This is a genomic window from Providencia sp. 2024EL-00732 (assembly GCF_044006275.1).
Lineage (GTDB): Bacteria > Pseudomonadota > Gammaproteobacteria > Enterobacterales > Enterobacteriaceae > Providencia > Providencia huashanensis.
Genome location: NZ_JBIPDG010000001.1, coordinates 751024 through 772720, shown reverse-complemented (window position 1 = coordinate 772720; position 21697 = coordinate 751024). Strand labels below are relative to the sequence as shown.

Genomic DNA, 21697 nt, shown 5'->3' with positions numbered 1-21697 from the left:
ACATTAAGAAAGCCTTTATGGAGAATTCATGCTAACAGTTTGGGGTCGTAAAACTTCATCTAACGTCCAAGCACTAATGTGGTGTATTGGTGAGTTAGAATTACCTTATAAGAGGCTTGATTTTGGGCATCGCTATGGCGGTACTGATACTGACGAATTTTACCGCTTAAATCCTAATCGTACTGTTCCTGTTATTCAGGATGGTTGCAACCCTCCATTATGGGAAACTGGGGCAATACTTAGGTATCTTGCTAACCGATATGCAAAAGGGAATTTTTGGCCTGATGAAATATTAGCAAGAACCGAGGTTGATCGCTGGATGGAATGGTCAAAGTTAAATGTAGCATTGGCATTTACGGCGCCTATCTTTTGGCAAGTAGCACGCACTCCAAAGGAATCCCAAGATATTAATTCCATCAAACTTGCTATCGACAAATTTGAAAATAATTTAATGATTGCAGAAGAGATATTAGCATCCAGAAACTACTTGGCCAGTGATGATTTTTCACTGGCTGACATCCAATTCGGGCATGTGTTGTATCGTTATTATGATATTGATATAAAAAGAAAATCGCTTCCTTACATTGAGGCTTACTATAAGCGTCTTCTTGATAGGCCTGCATATCGCGAGCATGTTGCTATTTCGTATGATGAACTCCGGCCAGCAAAACCTTAATCTTAGATGTATAAATAGCACTTTATGTGACGCTGTCACTTATTCATCGATAAAATGATGGGTATATCTACAGCTTAAAAATTTAAATCAACACCATAGTGTTGATTTAGTTTTGTTCGTATTAAATATGCAGCGGGCATTTAACTACATAGGTTATTTTTTATGAAAATATACACTTTTCCTAGAAGTCGTTCTCTGAGGGTTTTATGGACATTAGAAGAACTTGGTGTTGACTATGAAACAGTTAGAGTTGATATGTTCAGCGATAAACCTAAAGTTAAATCACCTCATTCACGAGGTAAGGTTCCGTTAATGGTAGATGGGGATGTTTCAATAGAAGAGACATTTGCGATATGTCATTATTTGTGTAATAAACACCCAAAGGAAACGTTCTATCCATCTGATATAAAAGAACAATCAGTTATTTATTCTTATATAAGCTTTGCTTTAACAGATTTAGAATCTCCTATCTGGAATCTACTAAAACAACTTGTTTTTATTCCTGAAGAGAAGCGTTCTTTATCGTTAGTTGATTACTTTAAAATAGAATCTGAAAATGTAACAAGGCAATTTAAGCTTAATAAAGATAACGAGTGGGTCGCTGGTGACAACTTCACTTTAGCTGATATTTTTCTATCTCATACGCTTTTGTGGGCTAGGTTATGCCATGTTAACCTTAGTCCTACAATTAATGATTACATTGATAGGGCTATTAGCCGGCGGTCATACATACAAGCCCAGGAAAAAAATAATTTATAAAACAACAAACAATAACATTTTGATTAACAGGAAAAATCACACCAATGAAAGCCATATCTATAGTTTTTCCAGCAGGTAAAAATATTGCGTTAGGAATAAAAACGTTAGAAATAAGAAAATGGGCACCAAACATCGATTGTAATGAAGACTTACTAATTGTTGAAAATCACCATTATCTTTTAAAAGATGGCGATGAAGAAATGGGGAAAGCAGTCGCAATTGTTAAAGTGAAAAATGTGAGGCCATTCGTTGAAAGTGATATTGATGCAGCCTGTGCATTTTACTATGAAGCAGGTTGGCTAGCTTGGGAACTAACTGATATCCGAGCTATTGAAACCCCAGTAAAAATGATAGCAAAACGTAAGATTTATGAAGTCGAGTTGAGCTAAGATTCAATCCTTACGATTAACCAATTCAGCGATAAAAAAGCCAACATGATTAACCAGCCAGAACGCTGGATTTCTTCATTTCATACTTAGGTTCGCATAACACATATTATGTTAAATAGGATATTGAATTAAGAATCGGTCTTGATAGATCAAGCATTGTTAGTTCCCTATTGACTTAGAGCCGTGTTCAGCTTATTTATATGCGCTCAATGATAACCTAACCTATAACTTCGGATATGCCGTAATGAGTGAATTTAAATCGAAATCCCCTTTACATGGAGTTACACTAGAAATGCAAGTTAATGCATTGGTTGACAGATACGGTTGGAACCAACTTGGGCGTACTATAAAAATAAACTGCTTTAACAAAGATCCAAGTATTAAATCCAGCTTAAAGTTTCTGCGCCGAACACCTTGGGCAAGAACTCAAGTCGAATTACTCTATTTGGATATGATAGAAAATAATTCGATTGATAATACTGATTTAGATTCTGATGACCCTTGGTGTAATTCACGACATTAAAAATAAACTGTAATTAACTGGCTACTGAAACTTAAGCTGTTTTATTTCTTAGCTTATAAGTAAGAGCCATCTCAATGCTTATGGCCAATTCTTTTATTGGCAGCGCTTCATTGATATCTAAGATAATTGCTCGGTTCTTTGAGTAATTAAGTTCAGGAAAAAGCGTTCTAAATGAATCAATTAAGGTGGTTTGACAGTGAACAAAAAGAGCAACGGAGCTCTGATTGAACCGGCCTATTCGTATCGTTGTTCCTGAGCCCGTTTCAATTGTTTGATAACTTGGTTGCCCCCATTTCAGAGTCTCAGTGATTGTTCCTACTTTTTTATTTTCTGCTGCTGTTCTAAAAATCAGCTCTCTAATCATTAATAACACTTTTTGGTATTGAATAGGATAACTGCCAAATACCAAATTCACTCTATCATCCGAAATGGTTTTCATATAACTACCGCTAATTTATTTTAAGACATCCTTGTCATACCTATGTACTTTAACCTTCCTAGCTGATATTTACATAATATATTCGTTACATTCTGCCCTGTTGTATACTAAATTCAATCAAAGATTCGAGCACACTTTGTTGTCCAGTTGGTAAGACTGGTAATAATGTTTCCCTTCTTTTTTCTTTGTCGTATAGCGATTCTATTAGCCATCCAACTAGATAAAGGGCGGAAAGGCAACCACCTGCTGTAGCTACCCTTCCATGACATACAAGAGGTTGCCCTACTGGCTCAAGTTGTGATGCTAATAATGCATTCCTAGCATCTGGATGAGTGGTGGCTCTTCGTTCAGGTAATAGGTTTAATGCATTAAGAATTAAAGTGCCTGCACAAATAGAACCGATATACTGTTTTTCAGGGTTTAATTTAAATTCGGATAAAAAATCTGCATTTTCAATCGCCTTTGGTACGCCATTTTTACCACTACTAAATAATACCGCATCAGCTGAATTCGCTTCAGATAATGCCCCTTGAACATGTATGTTTAAGCCATGTGCTGATCGTAAGCTTGATTTGTTCCCTAATATTTTGACTTGCCAATCTATATGGTTACGACCAAGAATATCCCACATAAAAAAAAGGTCTATATCCGTAAAATCATCAAATGCAACAATCACAATTTTTTTCATAAATTTATTCCTTTTAGCGGAAATACAAATTAAGCTTTAACGTATCAGAACTTGAATCACCATACACAGACTGTATTGAAAATGAAAAAATTAACGAGAACATCTTGGATTAACGCAGGTTTTAATATTTTGGATAATGAAGGATATACACGTTGTTCTGTTGAGAGAGTTGCTAGGAAACTAGATGTTACCCGAGGCTCCTTTTATCATCATTTTAATGACCGTGAAGATTTTATCCGTTCAATGCTTTCTTGTTGGGTTGTTGAATATACTGATAAAATATTAAATGAACTAGAACAAGAAACGAGTATCAATAAGGTGCTTACAGAGTATATTAATTTCACATCAAGAAAAAAAACAGCAAGAGAAATTTCCATCAGAGCTTGGGCATTACATGACCCTATCGTTGCAGAGTATCAAACGATTGTTGATGAGAAGCGTTTAAATTTTGTTATTAATAAATTAGGAAGCCTACCTATTCCGGCTCAACATGCTCAAACAATTGGTAAATTAGTACATCTTAGTTTAATTGGTGGCACCATATCTGGAGAGAGGTTAAATAATCTAAACTTCAATAAATTAATTTTAAATGGCGTAAAACTTAAAAAATTTTTATTTTAAATAACCCGTTGTTAATGGCATTTACTACCCCTCCTACTCCACCTATCTACATTTCAGGAAAGACTCATTTTTTAGCTTGGCTAAAGATAAATGTTGATTAAAACCATAGAACTCTATTGATATTATTGAATTATTCGATTTTCGAATGTCACCACGCTGATTTATTTGATTTTATAATCAAGTTCAGTAAGTTAAGTTCAATAGCATGATATCACTCTGAATATTAAAAATATTGCTGACTATTTTTAAGATCTAAAAATACCGGCAAGTGAATGAATTTCAGTATATGAAAAAATATTATAAGCAATAAAGAGGAATATATGGGAGTAGACAAACTAAAATCATTAGTTATCACTGGTACTTTTGTTTTACTTTGGGGCAGTGCTGCAATTTTTACTAAGCTAGGAATCGATAATGCTTCTTCTATGATTTTATTAGTATTTAGATTTAGTATCGCACTAATTGTCATTTTGATATTTTGCAGATATAAACAACAATATTTACCTGAAAAAGGAATGATATTACAAACGGCATTGGTAGGAATTATTTTAATCGGTGGCTACTCTATTTGTTATTTTTTATCAATGGAAAATGGTGTTACTCCTGGTCTTATCGCCACTATTATGGGAGTACAACCAATACTTTCACTCTGTATTACAGAACGAAAAATTTATGGCTACAGGTTAGTTGGGTTAATTATGGCGTTATCCGGCCTAATTGTGCTTGTATGGCATAGTTTAATAACTTCCCAGTTACCTATTATGGGCATTGTACTTTCGCTAATGGCACTGTTATTTATGACTATCGGAGCTATTTCACAGCAAAAAATTAAGCAATCTCCATATAGAGTGTTACCGATTCAATACGCTGTCAGTTTGGTACTATGTTTGTTATTCATTCCAATGCAAACTGTACATTTTAATTTTAACTTGAATTTTCTGATATCCATCCTATTTCTAGGTATATTTATTTCCGTTATCGCTCAAATATTACTTTATTATTTATTAAGTAAGGGGAATGTAGTGAATGTAACTAGCTTATTTTATTTTGTTCCGATTGTTACGTCATTGCTTGACTATTGTATTCTTGGGAATAAACCTTCATTATTTGGCATCTTTGGCATGGCTGCAATTATACTGGGGATTATATTGGTTTTCTATAAGCCTAAAAAGGGGGCCCTTAGCCATGTTAGCAGTTAGTTAAAAAAGTAGTAAAACATAAAAAATGGAGGCTTCCTTTAACTAACCAAGTATATGTGTTTTATCTTTCAAACTCATTTAGCTACTCTTAGAGTTTGGATTAGGAGATTATAAAGGCTATCAACAGCTTGATCTCCAAGAGACTGATTACTTCTATATGCTGCGACACCCATTGGTTCCAAAGGCCCTAACCCATGCAATGCGCCTAATATTTCCAGATTGGGGGGAACACTACATTGAGTCAGTACAGCAACGGCCAGCCCACTTTCAACAGCAGCAACCTGCCCTGGCAAGCTCGAACTATTATAAACAATTTTATATCTACGCCCCTGTAATGAGAGCGCATTGATGGCGCTTCGTTTTGCCAAGCTGGTGTGCTCATATACCGCGATCGGTAATGGGTCACGTCGCCAAATTTCAAATTGTGAAGAACCGACCCATACCATAGGCTCATAAAATAATAATGCTCCCTGAGTATTATTTTCTCTTGAGACTAAAGCTAAGTCTATTTCACCCTTTTCTACCTTTGGTATCAATGAGGTAGATTGCTCACAGTTAAGCTCTATTTCAACGGAGCTATGGTATGCGGCAAAACGTTTTAATACAGGGGTCAGATATTTTTCAGCATAATCATCTGGAACACCAAGTCTGATTCGCCCTTCTAACTCACCACCATGAAATGCAATAATAGCTTCATTATGTATATCCAGTATCCGCCTTGCATAACCCAATAATTTTTGACCTTCGTAGGTTAATTGATGTTGCCGAGGATTACGTACTAACAATTGACAACCGAGTGATGACTCAAGCTTTTTTAGTTGCATACTGACTGCAGATTGTGAGCGATGAATCTCCAAAGCAGCAGCAGAGACAGACCCTGTATTTACTACAGCGACAAAACATTTTAACCAGTCAATTTGTAAGTCTGTATATTTCATAACCAATCCATTCGTAAATCGAATTTATAAATTTCGAATTATTCATTTTAATAAAAAAACCATAGACGATATTATTCTTATCGAAGATGAAATTACATTATAAGGTCATATATGGATAACTCAAAACGACAGTATTATAAAAAACACTTAGAACAAATTACTTCTTTTCAAACGAGTAATCCAAATGAAAACCCATGGGTACTAGGAAAACCCAAAATAGAAATAATTGATGTGGTTGATTATGACCCAAACTGGCAGGCGCAATTTAAACAGATTAAACAAAATATACAAAACAAGTTAGGTCATAAGGCGCTTGCTATCGAGCATGTGGGCTCTACCGCAGTTTCAGATCTATCAGCAAAGCCAGTAATTGACATTGATTTAATTGTCAAAAATCCGGAACAAGAACTTAATTATGCTCCTATATTAGAAGAGTTTGGTTTTTTACTAACTGTAAGAGAACCTTCGTGGTACCAACATCGCATGTTTCGCCTTGAACAACCAAGAGTTAATTTACATGTATTCGGGCCTGACTGCCCTGAGCACCTACGTCATATCTTATTTAGAGATTGGTTACGTACACATTCCGATGATAGAAGATTATACGAAGAGGCGAAAAAAATGGCCTCGGTTAAAGTAACCAATGTACAGGTATACAACCAAAACAAAGAAAACGTAATTAAAGAAATATACGACAAGATTATTAAAACAATAAGTGAATAAGCAGAACAATATAATGAAAAAAATTATACTCATTAAATCATCGGTTATGGGAATGCAATCCCATACTAAACGTATGCTTGATTCTTTTGAGCACTCATGGACTGAAAATCATAAGAATACCGCCATTATTCAACGAGATTTAATAGCATCTCCTCTACCAATTATGGATGAAGATATTTTTTCTGCGTACTATTCGGTACCAGAGCAGCAACAAAGTGAAAAACAAAAAGAAGCTCTAGCTATATCAGATAAGCTTATTGAAGAACTTAAAATTTCGGAACTAATCGTAATCGCAGCTCCGATGTATAATTTATCAATTCCTAGTCAACTAAAAAACTACTTTGACCTTATTATCAGAGCAGGTTTAACGTTTAATTATGTAAATAACGAACGCATTGGTTTACTTAAAAATAAGAAAGCTTTAATTTTAACAAGTCAAGGTGGATTAAAAAATGCTAATAAATCTGATTATTTTGTTGATTATCTAAGGGATATGCTCAGTTTTGTTGGAATTGAGCACACTACTTTTATTGGTGTTGAAGGTATTGCTATGGACACAAGCCGTATTGAGTTAGAGCATATTAATGCTGAAACTCAAATGAAAAATTTCATTAACAATTACTAAATAGCTAGTCTTGAGTAAGAAGAACTGTGCTTAATGGTATAAAATGAGGTATAAATAACACTAAAAAATCATAATTAACTTAATTAAATTAGAGTCTATTTTTCATAACGCATAAATAAACCTTACGTAAAAACTTTTATTTACCTTAAGGTTGTTAAAGAAAAATACTCTGATTTAAATTTAGGCCACATTCTATTTATATGTTTTTGCAAAAAAACTGAGGTTAAGAAAAAACAAGTGGTTGGTAAAATTCACCTCAAACACCATATGCTTACTATAATACAAAAAATTTAATAATGTTTTTATAAAAAAACGGCCAGCATAATGCGGCCGCTTTATTTATCGGTGATATAATATAAAAGATATTTAGCTAATTAATTGATAAAATCTTCTCTCATAGGAACAAAGATATCTAATATTTCACCATCCAATAAACATTCACATTGGTGTTCTTCATTTGAAGGTACATATATAACATCACCACAGCTTACTACTTTAACTATTGCCCCTACGCGATAGTTAAATGAGCCAGATAAAATATAACTCATTTGTTCATGTTGATGTTGGTGTAACTCACCTAATGTTCCTGTAGCTAAGGATATTTTTGCTATCATCATATTTTTACTACCTAAAAATATTTTCCTTAACGTACCCGGAGCAATATTTTTCGCCATGATGTCTTTATCAAAAATAAACATATTTTATATATCCAAATAATAATTATAATTTAGAGTTAATTAGTTTGTTCGATTTCATGATCTGCTGGCACAATTGGCTTAATATCTCTTAACATAACCAAATAGACTAAAGCACCGATAGCGCAAGCAATCCCTGATACGATTAATGCCCAAATAAATGACCCTGTAGCAGCAATAATATAACCCGTTACGATAGGCCCTAATATTCCACCACAATTTGATACCGCACTTTGCATTCCACCGAGTACCGAAGTCATATTACGAGGTGCAACATCTCCTGGTAGTGACCAAATCGCGGATGCAGCAAATGCAAGGGCTGCATAAGATAAACATAATAATGCCATCATCAGTGTTGTAGACTCTACGAGACCGGAGAATGCAATACTGGTTGCAATTAACATTCCGCCGACAATAGGTATTTTACGTGCAAGACTGACGTTATTATATTTAATAAATAAATAATCTGTTGTCCACCCACCTAACCATTGCCCAGCGATACCACAAAGAGGTGGCAACATCGCGGCAAAGCCCATTTCTTCTAAACTCATTCCCCTTTCCATCATTAAATAAGCAGGGAACCATGTAATAAAGAAATAAATGGCATAGTCCAACATAAAAAACCCAATACACATTGCTTGTACATTGCGATAGCGGATTAAGTGGTACCATTTCATTGGCTGAATATTATCAATGCCTTCTTTTTTTACCTGACCTTCGCGAATATAAGCAAGTTCTTCAGGGCTAATCTTAGGATGTTGTTCTGGGTCGTGATAAACTTTAAGCCAAGCAAATACCCAAAGTACACCAAGCGCACCACAAATAATAAATGCAGCTTCCCAGCCCCATTTTGCAATGATCCAAACAACTAACGGCATGGCAAAAGCTGTTCCGAATTTTGAACCACTATCGAATAATGCTGTAATGCGGCCACGTTCTCTGTCTGGAAACCATTTTGCCGCAATACCGCTATTACATGGGTAAGCCCCTGCTTCCCCCATCCCCATTAAAATACGAGTAGAAATAAAACTCAGCGGTGTTTTTGCTAACGCAGTTGCAGCTGTAGCTAGAGACCACCACAAGACTGACCCTGCTAACGTTTTTCTTTGGCCATATTTATCTGCAATAAACCCCGCAGGTATTTGGCAAAGTGCATAGCTAAGAAAGAATGCAGACATAATCCAGCCCATCATTTCAGGCGAAATCTGTAACTCTTCTGAAATAGTTGGCGCAGCTGCCGACATTACTGTTCTGTCTAGATAATTAATGACAATAGCAAGAGTCATTAATATCGCTATCGAAAATCTGACTTTAGTACCCTTATTCTTATATGCCATAATAACCAAACCTTTTTAAAAGAATGGAAAGCCAGGCAAATATTATGACTACCTGGCTTATAATATAAGTTACTTAAATAAACGTTCTGGATTTATTGTAAACTTAGCTAATTTATCTACATCAAGCTCAATACCAAGCCCTGGTTTATTCGGAATAGTGAGATACCCCTCCTCGTCAACTTTAAATGGAGTTTTAACAATGCCATCGATATATTGGCTACCGCCAATAAACTCAACAAAATCAACTTGAGGGAAAGCGGCCGCCATTTGCAGGTCGGCAGCCAGCCCCATCGCTGTATTCCATCCATGCCCAACATATTTAACGCCAAATTCATCGGCTAACCATGCAATCCGGCGCTGCTCAGAAATACCGCCAACTTTTGTCACATCGGGTTGTACAATGTCAAAAGCGCCTTGGGATAACCAAGGTAAAAATGCTTGGCGACGAGTTAGCACTTCACCACCGGCTATTGGTACTGGGCTTTCTTTACGTAACACTTTAAAATCTTCGATATCATCAGGTCGCAAGGCTTCCTCAAACCAACCCACTTGATATTCAGCCAACATATGAGCTGTTTGAATAGCCCATTTCAACCCATTTGGCCAGTAAGCATCACTTGCTCCTGCATCAATAAATAGCTGGGAATCTTGCCCTGCCGCATCCCTTGCAGACTCTACTATTGCACGGTCTAATTGATGATCATTACGACGACCAAATGGACCCCAACCAATTTTAAATGCCTTAAATCCAAGTGCTTTATACTCAGAAATAACCTGATGCATGGTCTCTGGCTCTTCCATAAGCAAAGAGCAGTATGGTTGTACCTTGGTACGGTAGTTCCCGCCTAACAATGTGCTTACAGGTAGCCCAGTTGCTTTCCCTAAAATATCCCATAGGGCAATATCAATCCCACTGATGGTGTGCGTTAATGTTCCCCCACGCCCCATCCAAAAAGTATTTTGTCTTAATTTTTCAGAGACACGCTCTGGTTGCAGTGCGCTTTCACCAATACATAATGATGCCAAAATGGGAATGGCTGCCTCTACAAGTCGTCCATCGGTAAACACGCTGCCGTACCCTGTAATACCTGCGTCCGTATGTATTGCCACAATGGCATGAATAGGATCTTCAGGTTTTATTTCATTCGACCACCCCCCTTTAGGGCTCTCGCCAAATAATGGCACAGCAACAATTTCGGTAATTTTTATATCTTCCAACAGATTTAACATGGTTTTTCCTTCTTTAAGCAGAACTGATTTTCAATGCATTAAACATGATTGTATAATTGTATACAATATTCAATAGAGTAAATTGTGATCTAAATCTGGTTTGTAAACCCACCAGCACATAGGTAATTTTTTGTTTTTTAGTGGTCTATTATTTGATGATGTGGTAATTTTGTTGGATAGGATTTAACATAAAGAAGATAATTAATCTTTTGATTAATAAAAATTTTATAGGCTTTCACTATGATTGACGAAAACAAAAATCGCCCTTTTGATACGCCTTCAAAAGACGATTATTGGCAACCGATTAAAGCAAGAACACTAACCGATGATGTTGTAGATAAAATTGTTGAGGCAGCAACTCGAGGTTATATTCTCCCCGGCGATCGAATTGTCGAAAAAGAAATCGCAGAAAAAATGAATGTTAGCCGGGTCCCTGTAAGGGAAGCTCTACGCATTCTCGAAAGCCAATGCATCGTTATCAATGAACCATTTAAAGGCATTCGCATGGCTCCAGTTTCTGAGGAACGCCTTGATGAACTTATTGAAGTTCGTGTTTTACTCGAATTACACGTCATAAGAAAATTCATTACTGGGAAAAAGCATCTCGATAATCAATGCATTGAAAAACTAAAAGAGTGCATTGATAAAATGACAATGGCGGCAAAATTAGAAGATAGTTATTTATTTTCCCTTAGTGATGTCAATTTTCACCGTACTCTTTGTGAATTGAGTGGCAATAAAACACTCACCTCGTTATGGGAAAACGTATCAAAACAATTAACGATTATCATTGGAATATCAACTTTTACTAAACCAATGGAAGAAATCATCCAGGAACATAAAGTCTTGCTTGATAAAATATGTGCGGGTGATTTGCCTGTTTTAGAAAAAGAAATCAAAGAACATATTCGTAACCAAAACAAAAAGATTAACTTTAATTTAGCCGTTGATAAAAAAAGAGATAAATAATTTTAATAAAAATATATTAGAATATTTTTTCAATCCAAATATAGGGTTATAAATTACCATCTTTTTAAACAATGTAGACAATAAGTTAACTTGCCTACATTGAATGCTGCCATATATACGATCCCAAAAGCGGTAAATTAATTATAAGTGAAATAAATTTCAAATTTTAAGCCGTAAAACCACCGTCCAATACAAGGGTTTGCCCTGTAAGGTATTGGCTATTATCACTGATTAAAAACTCAACCGCTTTAGCCACTTCGTCTGGTTGACCAAGGCGACGTAATGGAATATTTTTTAGGATTGCTTTCAGTTTTGCATCAGGGATCGCGTTAGTCATATCACTTTCAATCAAACCTGGTGCTACACAATTTACCCGGACCCCAAACCGGCCTACCTCATGTGCTAAAGAACGCGCAATACCAAACATTGCGGCCTTACTAGCCGCATAAGCCGTTTGCCCGATATTACCTTTTAGCCCAGTCACAGAAGACATCAACACAATAGAGCCATGCCCATCAAGTAACATGGCAGGAACAAGGTGCCGGTTCCAGTTAATGATTGAAATAAGGTTATTATCCATAACATCTTGCCAAATAGCGGCATCTTGATGAATATGAAGGGCATCCCTAGTAATACCAGCATTATGAATGATGGCGCTTGGAGGGCCTAGTGACTCAAGTAACATTAGCGCAAGCTCTTGAACTTGTTGTTCATTTTTCCCATCGCAGGCGTAACCTTTAACCCATAAATCTGAAGGGTTATTCTCTACGATGTTCAACGTCTCAGCCAAGCCTTCTTCACTTCGGCCTGTAAATACAATATTCCAATTTTTATGTAACTCTATTACGAGTGATTGGCCTATCCCACGGCTACCACCTGTAATTAAAATCCATTTAGTAGACATATTATGAGCTAGACTCCTTGCTAATATACTCAATTAATTCCTTGATGGTCATCGTTGAATTTTCGATGAAAAAATCGGCAGTGAGTGCAACGTTATATTCACGTTTAACTAAAACCATCAACTCAACATAATCTAAACTATCAAATTTAATTTGATCGAGTGTTTGGTTAGCGTCAATGTCTTCATCTAAATCTTTTGCATCACAGATCATTTCATTAATTTTAAGATAAATTGTTTGATAATCACTCATTAGTCATCCCTTCATTTAAGTTATTGGTTGAACTTATTTTCAATGTAATCGCACTCGTTATAAATTTACGTTGGTATTCAGCCACCAGCGATAGACAAACCAACAGACCAGAATCAATAGTCCCTGTTACAATCGCTGGCTGAATATCAATATTAAGTGCCACAGTCTTGTCTTCCAGCATTTGTGGTTGTAAAAGCGTAGGATCAAACCGCAGCTCTTGGTGTGTTTGCACAACGAAGTAATCAGAAAAAAGGGTTTTAAATGTGGTGTCTTTAGGTAACCAAACCGCAATATTCTCCTGTTGAAAAAGTGTTTGGTCCTCAATAAGGTATTGAAAAAGTACCGCATCTAAAAACATCCACAATGGCAGCTGTTGAAAATGGGTATCAAACAACTCCTGCTTTTTTACCAGTTCAATTGCATTGATTTTCTTTGCATTTTTAATTGAATAAACCTCAGTTTTTTCTGTGATTGATAAATTACAGGTTATGCATTTTTGGTCATCTGCCGTTAAAATCGCTGAAGTCCCCACTTTACTCCCTGCAACTAACGAGTATTCAATATTGTTCCATAATGGTTGGCGAATTCGGACCACACACTTAACATCACTATTCGCATCAATCTCACTGACAGAAACTTGTTGGCTTGAAAAATGCTTTATATCTAATAATGCACGCATGCCATGTACACTAAGACGCTCCCCTCCGTTAGCTTGAACCCAAGGTAAATCAAAGTGGACCGGGTTATAATCCCCTGAAAATTCTGCCCAACTGTGGGCGTCTTGTAGGCTATAACACAAGGTTTTCATTTTATTTTTCCAAAACAAGTGCGGCATTTGCGCCACCGAATCCAAAACTTAGATTCAACGTTGTTGATACTGTCCCTTCACGATGTTCATTCGGGATATAATCAAGGTCACAATGGGGATCTGGGTTATTTAAATTAATTGTTGCCGGCATCACCCCTGTTTGCATGCTTTTTAAGCAAACAATGGCTTCAAAACTGCCTGCCGCAGCAATCAAATGCCCTGAATAGGATTTGGTACTTGAAATAGGGATTTTATATGCTGCAGATCCTAGAGCCCTCTTCAATGATTCAGTTTCATTTAAATCATTAAGCTGAGTTGATGTACCATGGGCATTAATATAATCGAGCTGTTCTGGGGTAATATTGGCTTGTTTTAACGCTGTTAGAATCGTTTGAGTACGCGCAACACAGTCATCCGCGGGTGACGTAAAATCAAAAGCATCAGAAAAATTCGCATAGCCCGTAATTTCGCCGAGAATGGTTGCACCCCGAGCCAAAGCACTTTCCTGCTCTTCAAGGCATAGTACTGCCGCGCCTTCTGAAAGCACAAACCCACTACGGTCTGCACTAAATGGGCAACTAGCTCGTTCGATATTTTCTGATTCATGGGATAGTGCGCCTAAAATATCAATATTCCACACAGCACAATTACTGCGTAGTGACTCTCCTGCGCCTGCTAGCATCATAGAAGCCTTACCACTTCGAATAACTTCAAATGCATCACCAATGGCAATCGTTCCTGTAGCACAAGCGGCAATAGAGGTATTTTGATAGCCTCGTAAATTCCAATATTGGCTACAAGCTGCCGTCGTTACATTAGGCATTGAAAAAAAACAGTTAAATGGGGATGTCATGCCTGTCTTATTAAACTCATCAATGGACAGGTAACTTTCATCTAACCCAGCCCATCCCGTCCCCATAATGACACCGCAGGATAACGGGTCATAGTGCTCACTAGGTTCACTCTGACCAAAAGCCATTTGCATGGCTTCGCGTGCTGCTGCCATTGTTAAACGCGCATAGCGAGGCAGGCGCCGACGAATAGCAGCGGGTATACCTTTCATACTAGGCTCTTTATCAATTAAGCCTAAGAAATGACTAGAAATATTACTTTCTGTTTTATCAACATACTGATAGCCTATTTTCTTATCCATTATGGCTTGCCAACATTCAGTTACCGTCTCACCTAATGGTGTAACAGCGCCATATCCCGTAACGACAACACGCTTAAATTGTGACATTGGCTTGATATCCTCTCATATTAATTCTCACCACCCTGGGCTAACCAAAGCTGTAACGTGGCATATAAATAATCGTATTGGTTTTGTGCTAATGAATTTTCGATGGACAACAAATCATCTTGAGCCGTTAACAAAGTTTGGTAATTAACAGCGCCTGCTTGATAGCGGTTTGTGGTCAGTGCTAAGCGCTGCTGGCCGAGTGATAATGTCTCGAAAAGCTGTGATTTTTGAGTCTCAGCCATTGTTCGAGCATTAATGGCATTATTAACCTCCATAATGGCGTTATAGGCGCTATTACGAAATTCGATTGCCGTTTGCTGCACTTGCAAATCTGATTGCTCGATTGTCAACCGCACGGTATTCCATTGAATAAAAGGTAATGAAACGGCACTACCAACTACCCGAGTTGGGTCGCTGAACCATTGGCTAAACAATTGGCTCCCTGCATTCAGTGCAGCTTGCAGTGATAAGGTTGGATAAAAACTGAGCCTAGCCACATCTGAGTTGGCGAGCATAGAACGTAACCTTGATTCGATGGCACGCACATCCGGTCGGGTCGAGATCACACTTAACGGTGCTGAATACTCAACAAGCACATTTTGACGAAGATTAATCGGTTTAATATCAATAGATTCAGGCAATACCGTACTGTTAAGCAATAAGGTCAATGAATTCTTTGTATTCTGTTGTTGATTTATAAGTTGCTCTAACTCATTTTGCCGGTTAATTACAGTTTGTTTCGCATGCAATACATCCAACTGTCCGACTTTCCCAGCGTGGTACCAAGATTCTGTTTGTGCTAATATTTTTTCAGCAATCACCTTTCCCGCTATTTGGTTATCAATTTGCCGGTTGAGTAAGGCGATACGCCAATAAAGTTGAGAGGTGGTATTGATTAGCGTTAGTCTTGTCGCTTGGTAATCATATTCACTAGCAACGGCTTCCCATTCATCCTTTTCACGTATACGTGCAAGCTTCCCCCACAAATCTAATTCATAATTCAATGAAAGCCCTGAGCTATAATTTTCTTGTGGGCGGCTACCATGCTTAATAGATTTGGTATTTGAAGCACTGCCTGTAAATGAAAAATCAGGGGTAAGATTGGTATTTGTTAACCCTGCACTGGCACGCGCCAATTTCAATTTAATGCCTGCTAATGCCAAATCATTATTACTTTCCAATACTAACGTAATAAGTTTCATTAATGCTGGGTCATGAAAATTAAGTAATTGAGTCTGGCTATTAAGAGGCTTTTGCGAGCTAATTATCCGTACATTTTGTTGCCACTGGTCTGGCAGGTCCAATTGAGGACGCTGATATTCAGTCCGCATTAAGCTACCGCATCCTGTCAGTAGAAATATTACGCCATAGCCAATAGCCTTGATTATTTTCATTCTCTGGCCAATGCCTCAGTTGGGTTAAGCTTCGCGGCTCTGTATGCGGGAAAATATCCAAACATAAAACCGATTAAAACGGAAAAACCGCAAGCAAATAAGATTGGCGTGAGCGTAAAAACCATCCGAAATTCAACTGCTAAATAAGAAAAAACCGCACCACTCGCTAATGCTCCAGCAATACCAATTACTCCCCCTAACAAACAAATCATGACAGCTTCAATTAAGAATTGAGTCATAATGTCGGAAGGTCTCGCACCAACGGATAAACGGATGCCAATTTCATGTGTACGCTCGGTAACTGAAACCAGCATAATGTTCATCACACCGACGCCTCCAACTAAAAGAGATATCGCCGCAATCGAGGTGATCAACAATGACATTGAATCTGATGTTTTTTGCAAGGTCATCGCAATTTGGTCGTCCGACTCAATGAAAAAATCTTTTGTGCCGTGGGTTTTCATTAAATGGGATTCAACTAGAGAGGTCGCTTGTTTAAGATCTAGCGTATCCACAAAATTAACCGAAATGGCTTCGAAGGGCTTATCACCGGTTATTCGTTGTGAAACGGCGGTATAAGGTGCCCAGCCAATCATAAAATTATTGGTCATTTTTGGGCCTGCTTTTTTCGCTATACCGATGATACGCCAAGGTGTCCCATTAATTTGAACCAATTGGTTTAATGGTTCCTCATTTGGACCGAACAAAATATGACGGCTATTATCATCTAAAATAAAAACAGGTTCTTTATTGACGATGTCTAACTGATGGAAGCTATCCCCTTGTATAATGGTGATCCCTTGTCCGGTTATATAGGAATCGGATACTCCATTTAACATAATAGATGAATCTAGCCCTTTATAAATAATAGTAGGGACACTTGTAATAACGGGTGAGACCGTAGTAACCCATGGAAGTGTCGCAAGACTGTTGACATCATCTAAAGAAAGCGCCCTTTCTAAATCAGGGCGTTTACTCCCCCAGCCTAAGCCAGGGCGGAGCTCTAACGTCGTTTTACCCAACTTACCAATTTCTTCTATAATGGTACGTTTAGCGCCTTCGCCAACAGCAACAGAAGAAACGACCGAGGATATGCCGATAATAATGCCTAACATAGACAAAAATGCCCGCATCCTATGCCCTAATAAGGCACGAAAAGCCATGCGTACTGACTCTAAACCTCTACGCCATAATGAAGCGCGCCCATTGCTGTTAACAACTGGTAAACACGGGGAAATTGCCTCATCTTTCAGCACATTATTCGCATTGTCGGAAATAATTTCCCCATCGCTAATTTCGATGATCCGCTGAGTCTGTTGGGCTATATTTCGGTCGTGTGTGACAATAATAACGGTATGTCCCGCTTGATGAAGCTGATGAAGTACACTCATCAACGCTTTACCACTAGTACTATCTAAAGCCCCTGTGGGTTCATCCGCCAAAATGACTTTTGCGCCATTGACCAGTGCTCGACAAACACTTACGCGTTGTTGTTGCCCCCCCGACAATTGAAACGGTTTATGCGCTAACCGCGTTTCTATTCCCAGTTGCTGGGCTAATAACTGTATGCGTGATTGGCGTTCTTGTTCTGGCATCGCAGTATATAATGCAGGAATAGCAATATTTTCTTCAGCCGTTAAGTACGGCATCAAATGATAGCGCTGAAATATAAAGCCTAAATATTGACTGCGCAGTTCAGCGAGCTTTTCGCTATCCGCCGAGTGCACTGCAATACCATTAATATAAATTTCCCCGCGTGTTGGTTTATCCAAACAGCCGAGAATATTCATTAGTGTGGACTTTCCGGAACCTGACGCACCAACAATCGCTAACATTTCGCCTTGGTTAATAGAAAACGATATATCCTTCAGTACCTGAATTCTCTGAGTGCCGGCAAGAAACTCACGATAAATATTTTTTACAGTGATCATAGGAGCCATTAGCTTACTCCTATATTATTTGAAACAATAACCTGCTCACCCTCTTCAAGACCCTGAATAATTTGAACAAAATGGCGATCGGTGATCCCAACAACAACCGTTTTAGTCTCGGGTTGATTACCATTAAGTACCGTGATTTCATATTCATTGGCGGCAATTGAACGACCTAAAGCATTAACCGGTATACGCACAACCCCTTTAACCTGAGCAACACGAATAAATACTTGTGCTGTCATAGACGTTTTTAATTCGCGATTTTTATTATCAACTTCAAAGGTCCCTGAGTAATATACGGCATTATTCTGTTGGTTATTTGCGCTTGCCATATTCCGTTCTTCTAAAGCTTCTTGAGGCACTGGTTGAACATACCCCATCGTTCCCTCATAACGTTTATCTGGGTCTGCAAGCACATAAAAATATAACGGTTGACCTGAATGTACGGATTGAATATCTGCTTCTGAAATACGCGTTTGAATTTGCATTTTATCCAGATTAGCTAACACCAAAATCGTTGGAGCCGTTTGGGAAGATACTATTGTTTGCCCTTCATTTGCGACAATCCCTAATACTTCCCCAGCAATTGGCGCTAAAATTTGTGTGTAACTTAAATTTGCATTTGCTGTTTCAACTTCCATTTCTGATTGAACAATTAATGCTTCATTCATTTTGACTTGATACTGCTGCGCTTCATATTGTGCTTGTGCTTGTTCATAATCACTGTCGATGCCAGAACCGTCTTTACGTAATTTTTTTTGTCGTTCAAAGGCTTTTCGATATTGAACTAATATAGCTTCTGAAGACGCTTTTTGGGCTCTAACACTCGATAACTTGGCTATTGCATTACGTAAATCAGATTTTTGAATGGCGGGGTCAATCTCAGCAAGTATTTGCCCTTTGAAGACTTTATCTCCCTGTTTAGCATACAAATACTTTATCTGCCCATTAACCTGAGCACCTACATTCACCTGTACAGAAGGCTTTAACGTCCCGGTTACCATAATGATTTTTTCGATATCACCACGGTCGGCTGTTATCACCGTCATTTCTTGAGCAATATTCGACTCAGTGCGTGTTGTAGCGAAATACACGATAGCAAATAGTGCAGCGGTAATACCGAGCACGATCAGTAGGTTGGAACCCCGTAATTTAAATCGCTGAGCCCACTGTTTCATGGCACTGACTCAGCGAATAAAAGTGGATTGTTCAACTGAGCTTCCTGCTGACCACGGTTGTTATCAATAGTCTTTGTTAGCTCACCATCAATGATTTGATAAACCACATCAAACCTTGAAGTTATCTTATCACTATGTGTCACGACAACTAACGTCTTGCCCATTTCATGGCAATGCTTTTGAATAGCTTGAATAACTTTAGCGGCGGTTTCTTCATCTAGATTAGCGGTTGGCTCATCAAGTAATAATATCGGCCTAGTGCTATACATAGAGCGAGCTAATAATAAACGCTGCCGTTGGCCTAAAGATAAAGCGCTATGGCTCTCGCGAATAAGGGCATTTATTCCCCCAGGGAGGTTATTAACCACTGAATCTAATACTAGGCTTTTTAACAGTTTATTAATGATTTTTTGTTCTTTTTCCTGAATATTCGGTGCAAACAGTGTGATGTTTTCCCAAACTGAGGTATTAAATAAAATATCTTCTTGGCTTTGTAAACACACTAACTGCGCCAATTGTTGATACACAATCGTATCCCCATCAGAATGACAAAGGCCATGTTGATATGGAATTAACCCTGCAATCACACGCAATAGTGTGCTTTTCCCGGCGCCAGACTCCCCGACGATAGCTATTTGAGCGCCTGTAGGTAAATCCAAAGAAACATTTTTTAAAATTTGCTTGGCCGGATCATAACTAAAATCAATATGTTCAAATGTTAAATGCGGAGCGCCACCAAGGTGCGACTTAGCGTGGAAATTCGCTACCGCAGGTTCAATTCGCTCTGGAAATAAGCTATTCGCACGTGTATCAATAATATGTAATTGAGATTTATGAATAATCGAATAAAAAATTCGGGTAATATAGGAAGTAAAAATTTGGCGAATAAAGCTATAAGCAAAAAAATCACCAAGGGATATCATTTTACTGGCGACCATTGGGAGTATGACTAACATAAATACCACCATTTCTAGGCTACCGGTCAATTGGTAAAGAGTCCCTTTAACTTGCTCATAAACATTTCTTTTTTGAATACAAGTGAATAAATCCCGACTTAACCATGCAAATTGTATTTTACGTTGCTCTTCCAATCCCCCTGCTTTAATAGTCAGTATCCCTTGAAGGGTTTCCATGAAAAAATCATTCAATGAAGCTGTTTTTAATTGCAATTGTTGGGTATACCAGCGGTCACGAATAATAGCCCAAACACTGATTAACCCCATCACAGTTACACCAACAGATGAAATTGCAGCTAACACAGGCGCTATCCAAAACATAATTGCCAGCGCAATAATGCCAATAACCCAATCTGTACGTAATTGGTTATCAAGCTCTATTTTCTGTGCCATTGCCGATTGCCAAGCCATAAAACGACTAAAAACATCGCCTGGTGCACGCTTTTCAAAAAAGCGTAATGAATTACTCAGTAATTTAGAGAAACCCACTCCACTATTGACTAATACAAAGTGCTTAATAAACCGTTCAGTTACCGCTCTAACACCAAGAGCCAGTAAAGAGGCAAGTACAAAAGCAACAATAAATAACCCATAGGGGAAATCCGCATTTTCAATATCAGAAAATGCTTTATTAACAGCATTACTTACCATTATTGGCATAATAAATAATGTTAAACCAACTAAAAAAGTCAGTAGCATTAACCAATAAATTCCCGAAATAGCACTGGTTTCTTTTAAACTCATTATCCCCAAAGGGCGTTTTTGAATTGTTTGTTGCTCTTTGCCGCCTACCGTATTTGCCTCATCTGATTGGCTTTGGTTATTCGGGTCTAAAATAAGTGCATAACCACTAATTTCTAGCTTTAACGCTGAATACGGTAACCATTGCTGACCAATCGCTGGATTGATCACACAGACATTATTCCCTTTCCGATAAGCTAAAATAACAAAATGGTTAGCGCCATAATGCAAAATTGCGGGAAGCGGAATACTTTTTAGCTCATCATGTTCAAAAAGAACGGGAGCAGTTGCAATACCGAAGTCTTTAAGTATTGTCGAAAGTTCTAACAAAGAAGTGCCATGATCTGTCGCAGGATAGCGTTCACGCAGAGTATCAAGTGAAACAGTAACACCTTGCGTATGGGCTAACATAGAAATACATGCTAAACCACATTCATTCGTTTCTTCTTGATAAACAGTATTAGGGATAATCTTGTTCATA

23 protein-coding genes are annotated in these 21697 nt (G+C 37.8%); 9 read left to right on the top strand and 14 right to left on the bottom strand.

From position 1 onward, the window contains the following. The first annotated feature begins 28 nt into the window (after nt 1-28). The 4 genes from ACHB7C_RS03570 (at nt 29) to ACHB7C_RS03555 (ending at nt 2347) form a co-directional block, all read left to right on the top strand. Nucleotides 29-676: a glutathione S-transferase family protein gene (locus tag ACHB7C_RS03570; protein WP_042843723.1), complete on the top strand. Its 648-nt coding sequence runs from the start codon at nt 29-31 to the stop codon at nt 674-676. Nucleotides 677-838: 162 nt separating this feature from the next. After that, nucleotides 839-1435, top strand: a complete 597-nt coding sequence (locus ACHB7C_RS03565; protein WP_166685976.1) for a glutathione S-transferase family protein — start codon at nt 839-841, stop codon at nt 1433-1435. Between the two features lie 44 nt (nt 1436-1479). Continuing rightward, nucleotides 1480-1824 carry an ASCH domain-containing protein gene (locus tag ACHB7C_RS03560; protein ID WP_198860640.1) on the top strand — a complete coding sequence of 115 codons (345 nt, stop codon included), beginning with the start codon at nt 1480-1482 and terminating at the stop codon, nt 1822-1824. A gap of 244 nt (nt 1825-2068) precedes the next feature. After that, nucleotides 2069-2347, top strand: coding sequence for a VF530 family DNA-binding protein (locus tag ACHB7C_RS03555; RefSeq protein ID WP_166685974.1), 279 nt, complete (start codon nt 2069-2071; stop codon nt 2345-2347). A gap of 31 nt (nt 2348-2378) precedes the next feature. On the opposite strand, the gene ACHB7C_RS03550 is transcribed toward ACHB7C_RS03555, so the two are convergent. Further along, entirely contained in the window at nt 2379-2786 is a 408-nt protein-coding gene (locus ACHB7C_RS03550; RefSeq protein WP_349483532.1) for a DUF1801 domain-containing protein, read from the bottom strand. 85 nt (nt 2787-2871) lie between these two features. Beyond that, a complete protein-coding gene (locus tag ACHB7C_RS03545; RefSeq protein WP_042843738.1) occupies nt 2872-3474 on the bottom strand; it encodes a DJ-1/PfpI family protein in 603 nt (200 codons plus the stop codon). A gap of 81 nt (nt 3475-3555) precedes the next feature. Between ACHB7C_RS03545 and ACHB7C_RS03540 the strand changes: the two genes are divergently transcribed. Further along, the gene (locus tag ACHB7C_RS03540; protein WP_071548109.1) at nt 3556-4095 is read left to right on the top strand and encodes a TetR/AcrR family transcriptional regulator; all 540 of its coding nucleotides are present in this window, start codon (nt 3556-3558) and stop codon (nt 4093-4095) included. A gap of 320 nt (nt 4096-4415) precedes the next feature. Continuing rightward, a complete protein-coding gene (locus tag ACHB7C_RS03535) occupies nt 4416-5294 on the top strand; it encodes a DMT family transporter (protein WP_198860639.1) in 879 nt (292 codons plus the stop codon). Between the two features lie 74 nt (nt 5295-5368). Here ACHB7C_RS03535 and ACHB7C_RS03530 read toward each other — a convergent pair whose 3' ends face one another. Beyond that, a complete protein-coding gene (locus tag ACHB7C_RS03530) occupies nt 5369-6232 on the bottom strand; it encodes a LysR family transcriptional regulator (RefSeq protein ID WP_042843741.1) in 864 nt (287 codons plus the stop codon). A gap of 111 nt (nt 6233-6343) precedes the next feature. On the opposite strand from ACHB7C_RS03530, the gene ACHB7C_RS03525 reads away from it, so the two are divergent. Continuing rightward, a complete protein-coding gene (locus tag ACHB7C_RS03525; protein ID WP_198860638.1) occupies nt 6344-6955 on the top strand; it encodes a GrpB family protein in 612 nt (203 codons plus the stop codon). A 13-nt stretch (nt 6956-6968) separates the two neighbouring features. Next, nucleotides 6969-7580 carry an FMN-dependent NADH-azoreductase gene (locus ACHB7C_RS03520; protein WP_395346410.1) on the top strand — a complete coding sequence of 204 codons (612 nt, stop codon included), beginning with the start codon at nt 6969-6971 and terminating at the stop codon, nt 7578-7580. A 374-nt stretch (nt 7581-7954) separates the two neighbouring features. On the opposite strand, the gene ACHB7C_RS03515 is transcribed toward ACHB7C_RS03520, so the two are convergent. The 3 genes from ACHB7C_RS03515 to ACHB7C_RS03505 all read right to left on the bottom strand — a co-directional run bounded on the left by ACHB7C_RS03515 (nt 7955) and on the right by ACHB7C_RS03505 (nt 10842). Next, nucleotides 7955-8278 carry a cupin domain-containing protein gene (locus ACHB7C_RS03515; RefSeq protein ID WP_395346408.1) on the bottom strand — a complete coding sequence of 108 codons (324 nt, stop codon included), beginning with the start codon at nt 8276-8278 and terminating at the stop codon, nt 7955-7957. Between the two features lie 35 nt (nt 8279-8313). Continuing rightward, nucleotides 8314-9612 (bottom strand): MFS transporter, encoded by a 1299-nt coding sequence (locus ACHB7C_RS03510; RefSeq protein ID WP_042843744.1) that lies wholly within the window; start codon nt 9610-9612, stop codon nt 8314-8316. A gap of 69 nt (nt 9613-9681) precedes the next feature. Continuing rightward, complete coding sequence (locus ACHB7C_RS03505) at nt 9682-10842, bottom strand: mandelate racemase/muconate lactonizing enzyme family protein (RefSeq protein WP_042843745.1); 1161 nt, start codon at nt 10840-10842, stop codon at nt 9682-9684. Nucleotides 10843-11082: 240 nt separating this feature from the next. Here ACHB7C_RS03505 and ACHB7C_RS03500 point away from each other — a divergent pair, with 240 nt between their 5' ends. Continuing rightward, entirely contained in the window at nt 11083-11811 is a 729-nt protein-coding gene (locus tag ACHB7C_RS03500) for a GntR family transcriptional regulator (protein WP_052219276.1), read from the top strand. Nucleotides 11812-11977: 166 nt separating this feature from the next. Here ACHB7C_RS03500 and ACHB7C_RS03495 read toward each other — a convergent pair whose 3' ends face one another. From ACHB7C_RS03495 to ACHB7C_RS03460, 8 genes are read right to left on the bottom strand one after another with little or no spacing between them, the layout of a single operon-like run. Beyond that, on the bottom strand, nt 11978-12715 hold the full coding sequence (locus ACHB7C_RS03495; protein ID WP_198860635.1) for an SDR family oxidoreductase: 738 nt from the start codon (nt 12713-12715) through the stop codon (nt 11978-11980). Between the two features lies 1 nt (nt 12716). Beyond that, a complete protein-coding gene (locus ACHB7C_RS03490; protein WP_042843749.1) occupies nt 12717-12965 on the bottom strand; it encodes an acyl carrier protein in 249 nt (82 codons plus the stop codon). Next, nucleotides 12958-13773, bottom strand: a complete 816-nt coding sequence (locus tag ACHB7C_RS03485; RefSeq protein WP_349488555.1) for a protein dehydratase — start codon at nt 13771-13773, stop codon at nt 12958-12960. The genes ACHB7C_RS03490 and ACHB7C_RS03485 overlap by 8 nt, the downstream gene beginning before the upstream one ends. A gap of 1 nt (nt 13774) precedes the next feature. Further along, complete coding sequence (locus ACHB7C_RS03480; RefSeq protein ID WP_349483533.1) at nt 13775-15013, bottom strand: beta-ketoacyl-[acyl-carrier-protein] synthase family protein; 1239 nt, start codon at nt 15011-15013, stop codon at nt 13775-13777. Between the two features lie 20 nt (nt 15014-15033). Next, entirely contained in the window at nt 15034-16407 is a 1374-nt protein-coding gene (locus ACHB7C_RS03475; protein WP_217008312.1) for a TolC family protein, read from the bottom strand. Then, on the bottom strand, nt 16404-18347 hold the full coding sequence (locus tag ACHB7C_RS03470) for an ATP-binding cassette domain-containing protein (RefSeq protein WP_166685963.1): 1944 nt from the start codon (nt 18345-18347) through the stop codon (nt 16404-16406). Before ACHB7C_RS03470 ends, ACHB7C_RS03475 begins: the two co-directional genes overlap by 4 nt. After that, nucleotides 18347-19519 carry an efflux RND transporter periplasmic adaptor subunit gene (locus ACHB7C_RS03465; RefSeq protein WP_129465927.1) on the bottom strand — a complete coding sequence of 391 codons (1173 nt, stop codon included), beginning with the start codon at nt 19517-19519 and terminating at the stop codon, nt 18347-18349. Before ACHB7C_RS03465 ends, ACHB7C_RS03470 begins: the two co-directional genes overlap by 1 nt. Continuing rightward, entirely contained in the window at nt 19516-21696 is a 2181-nt protein-coding gene (locus tag ACHB7C_RS03460; protein ID WP_166686540.1) for a peptidase domain-containing ABC transporter, read from the bottom strand. The genes ACHB7C_RS03465 and ACHB7C_RS03460 overlap by 4 nt, the downstream gene beginning before the upstream one ends. Between the last annotated feature and the right edge of the window lies 1 nt (nt 21697).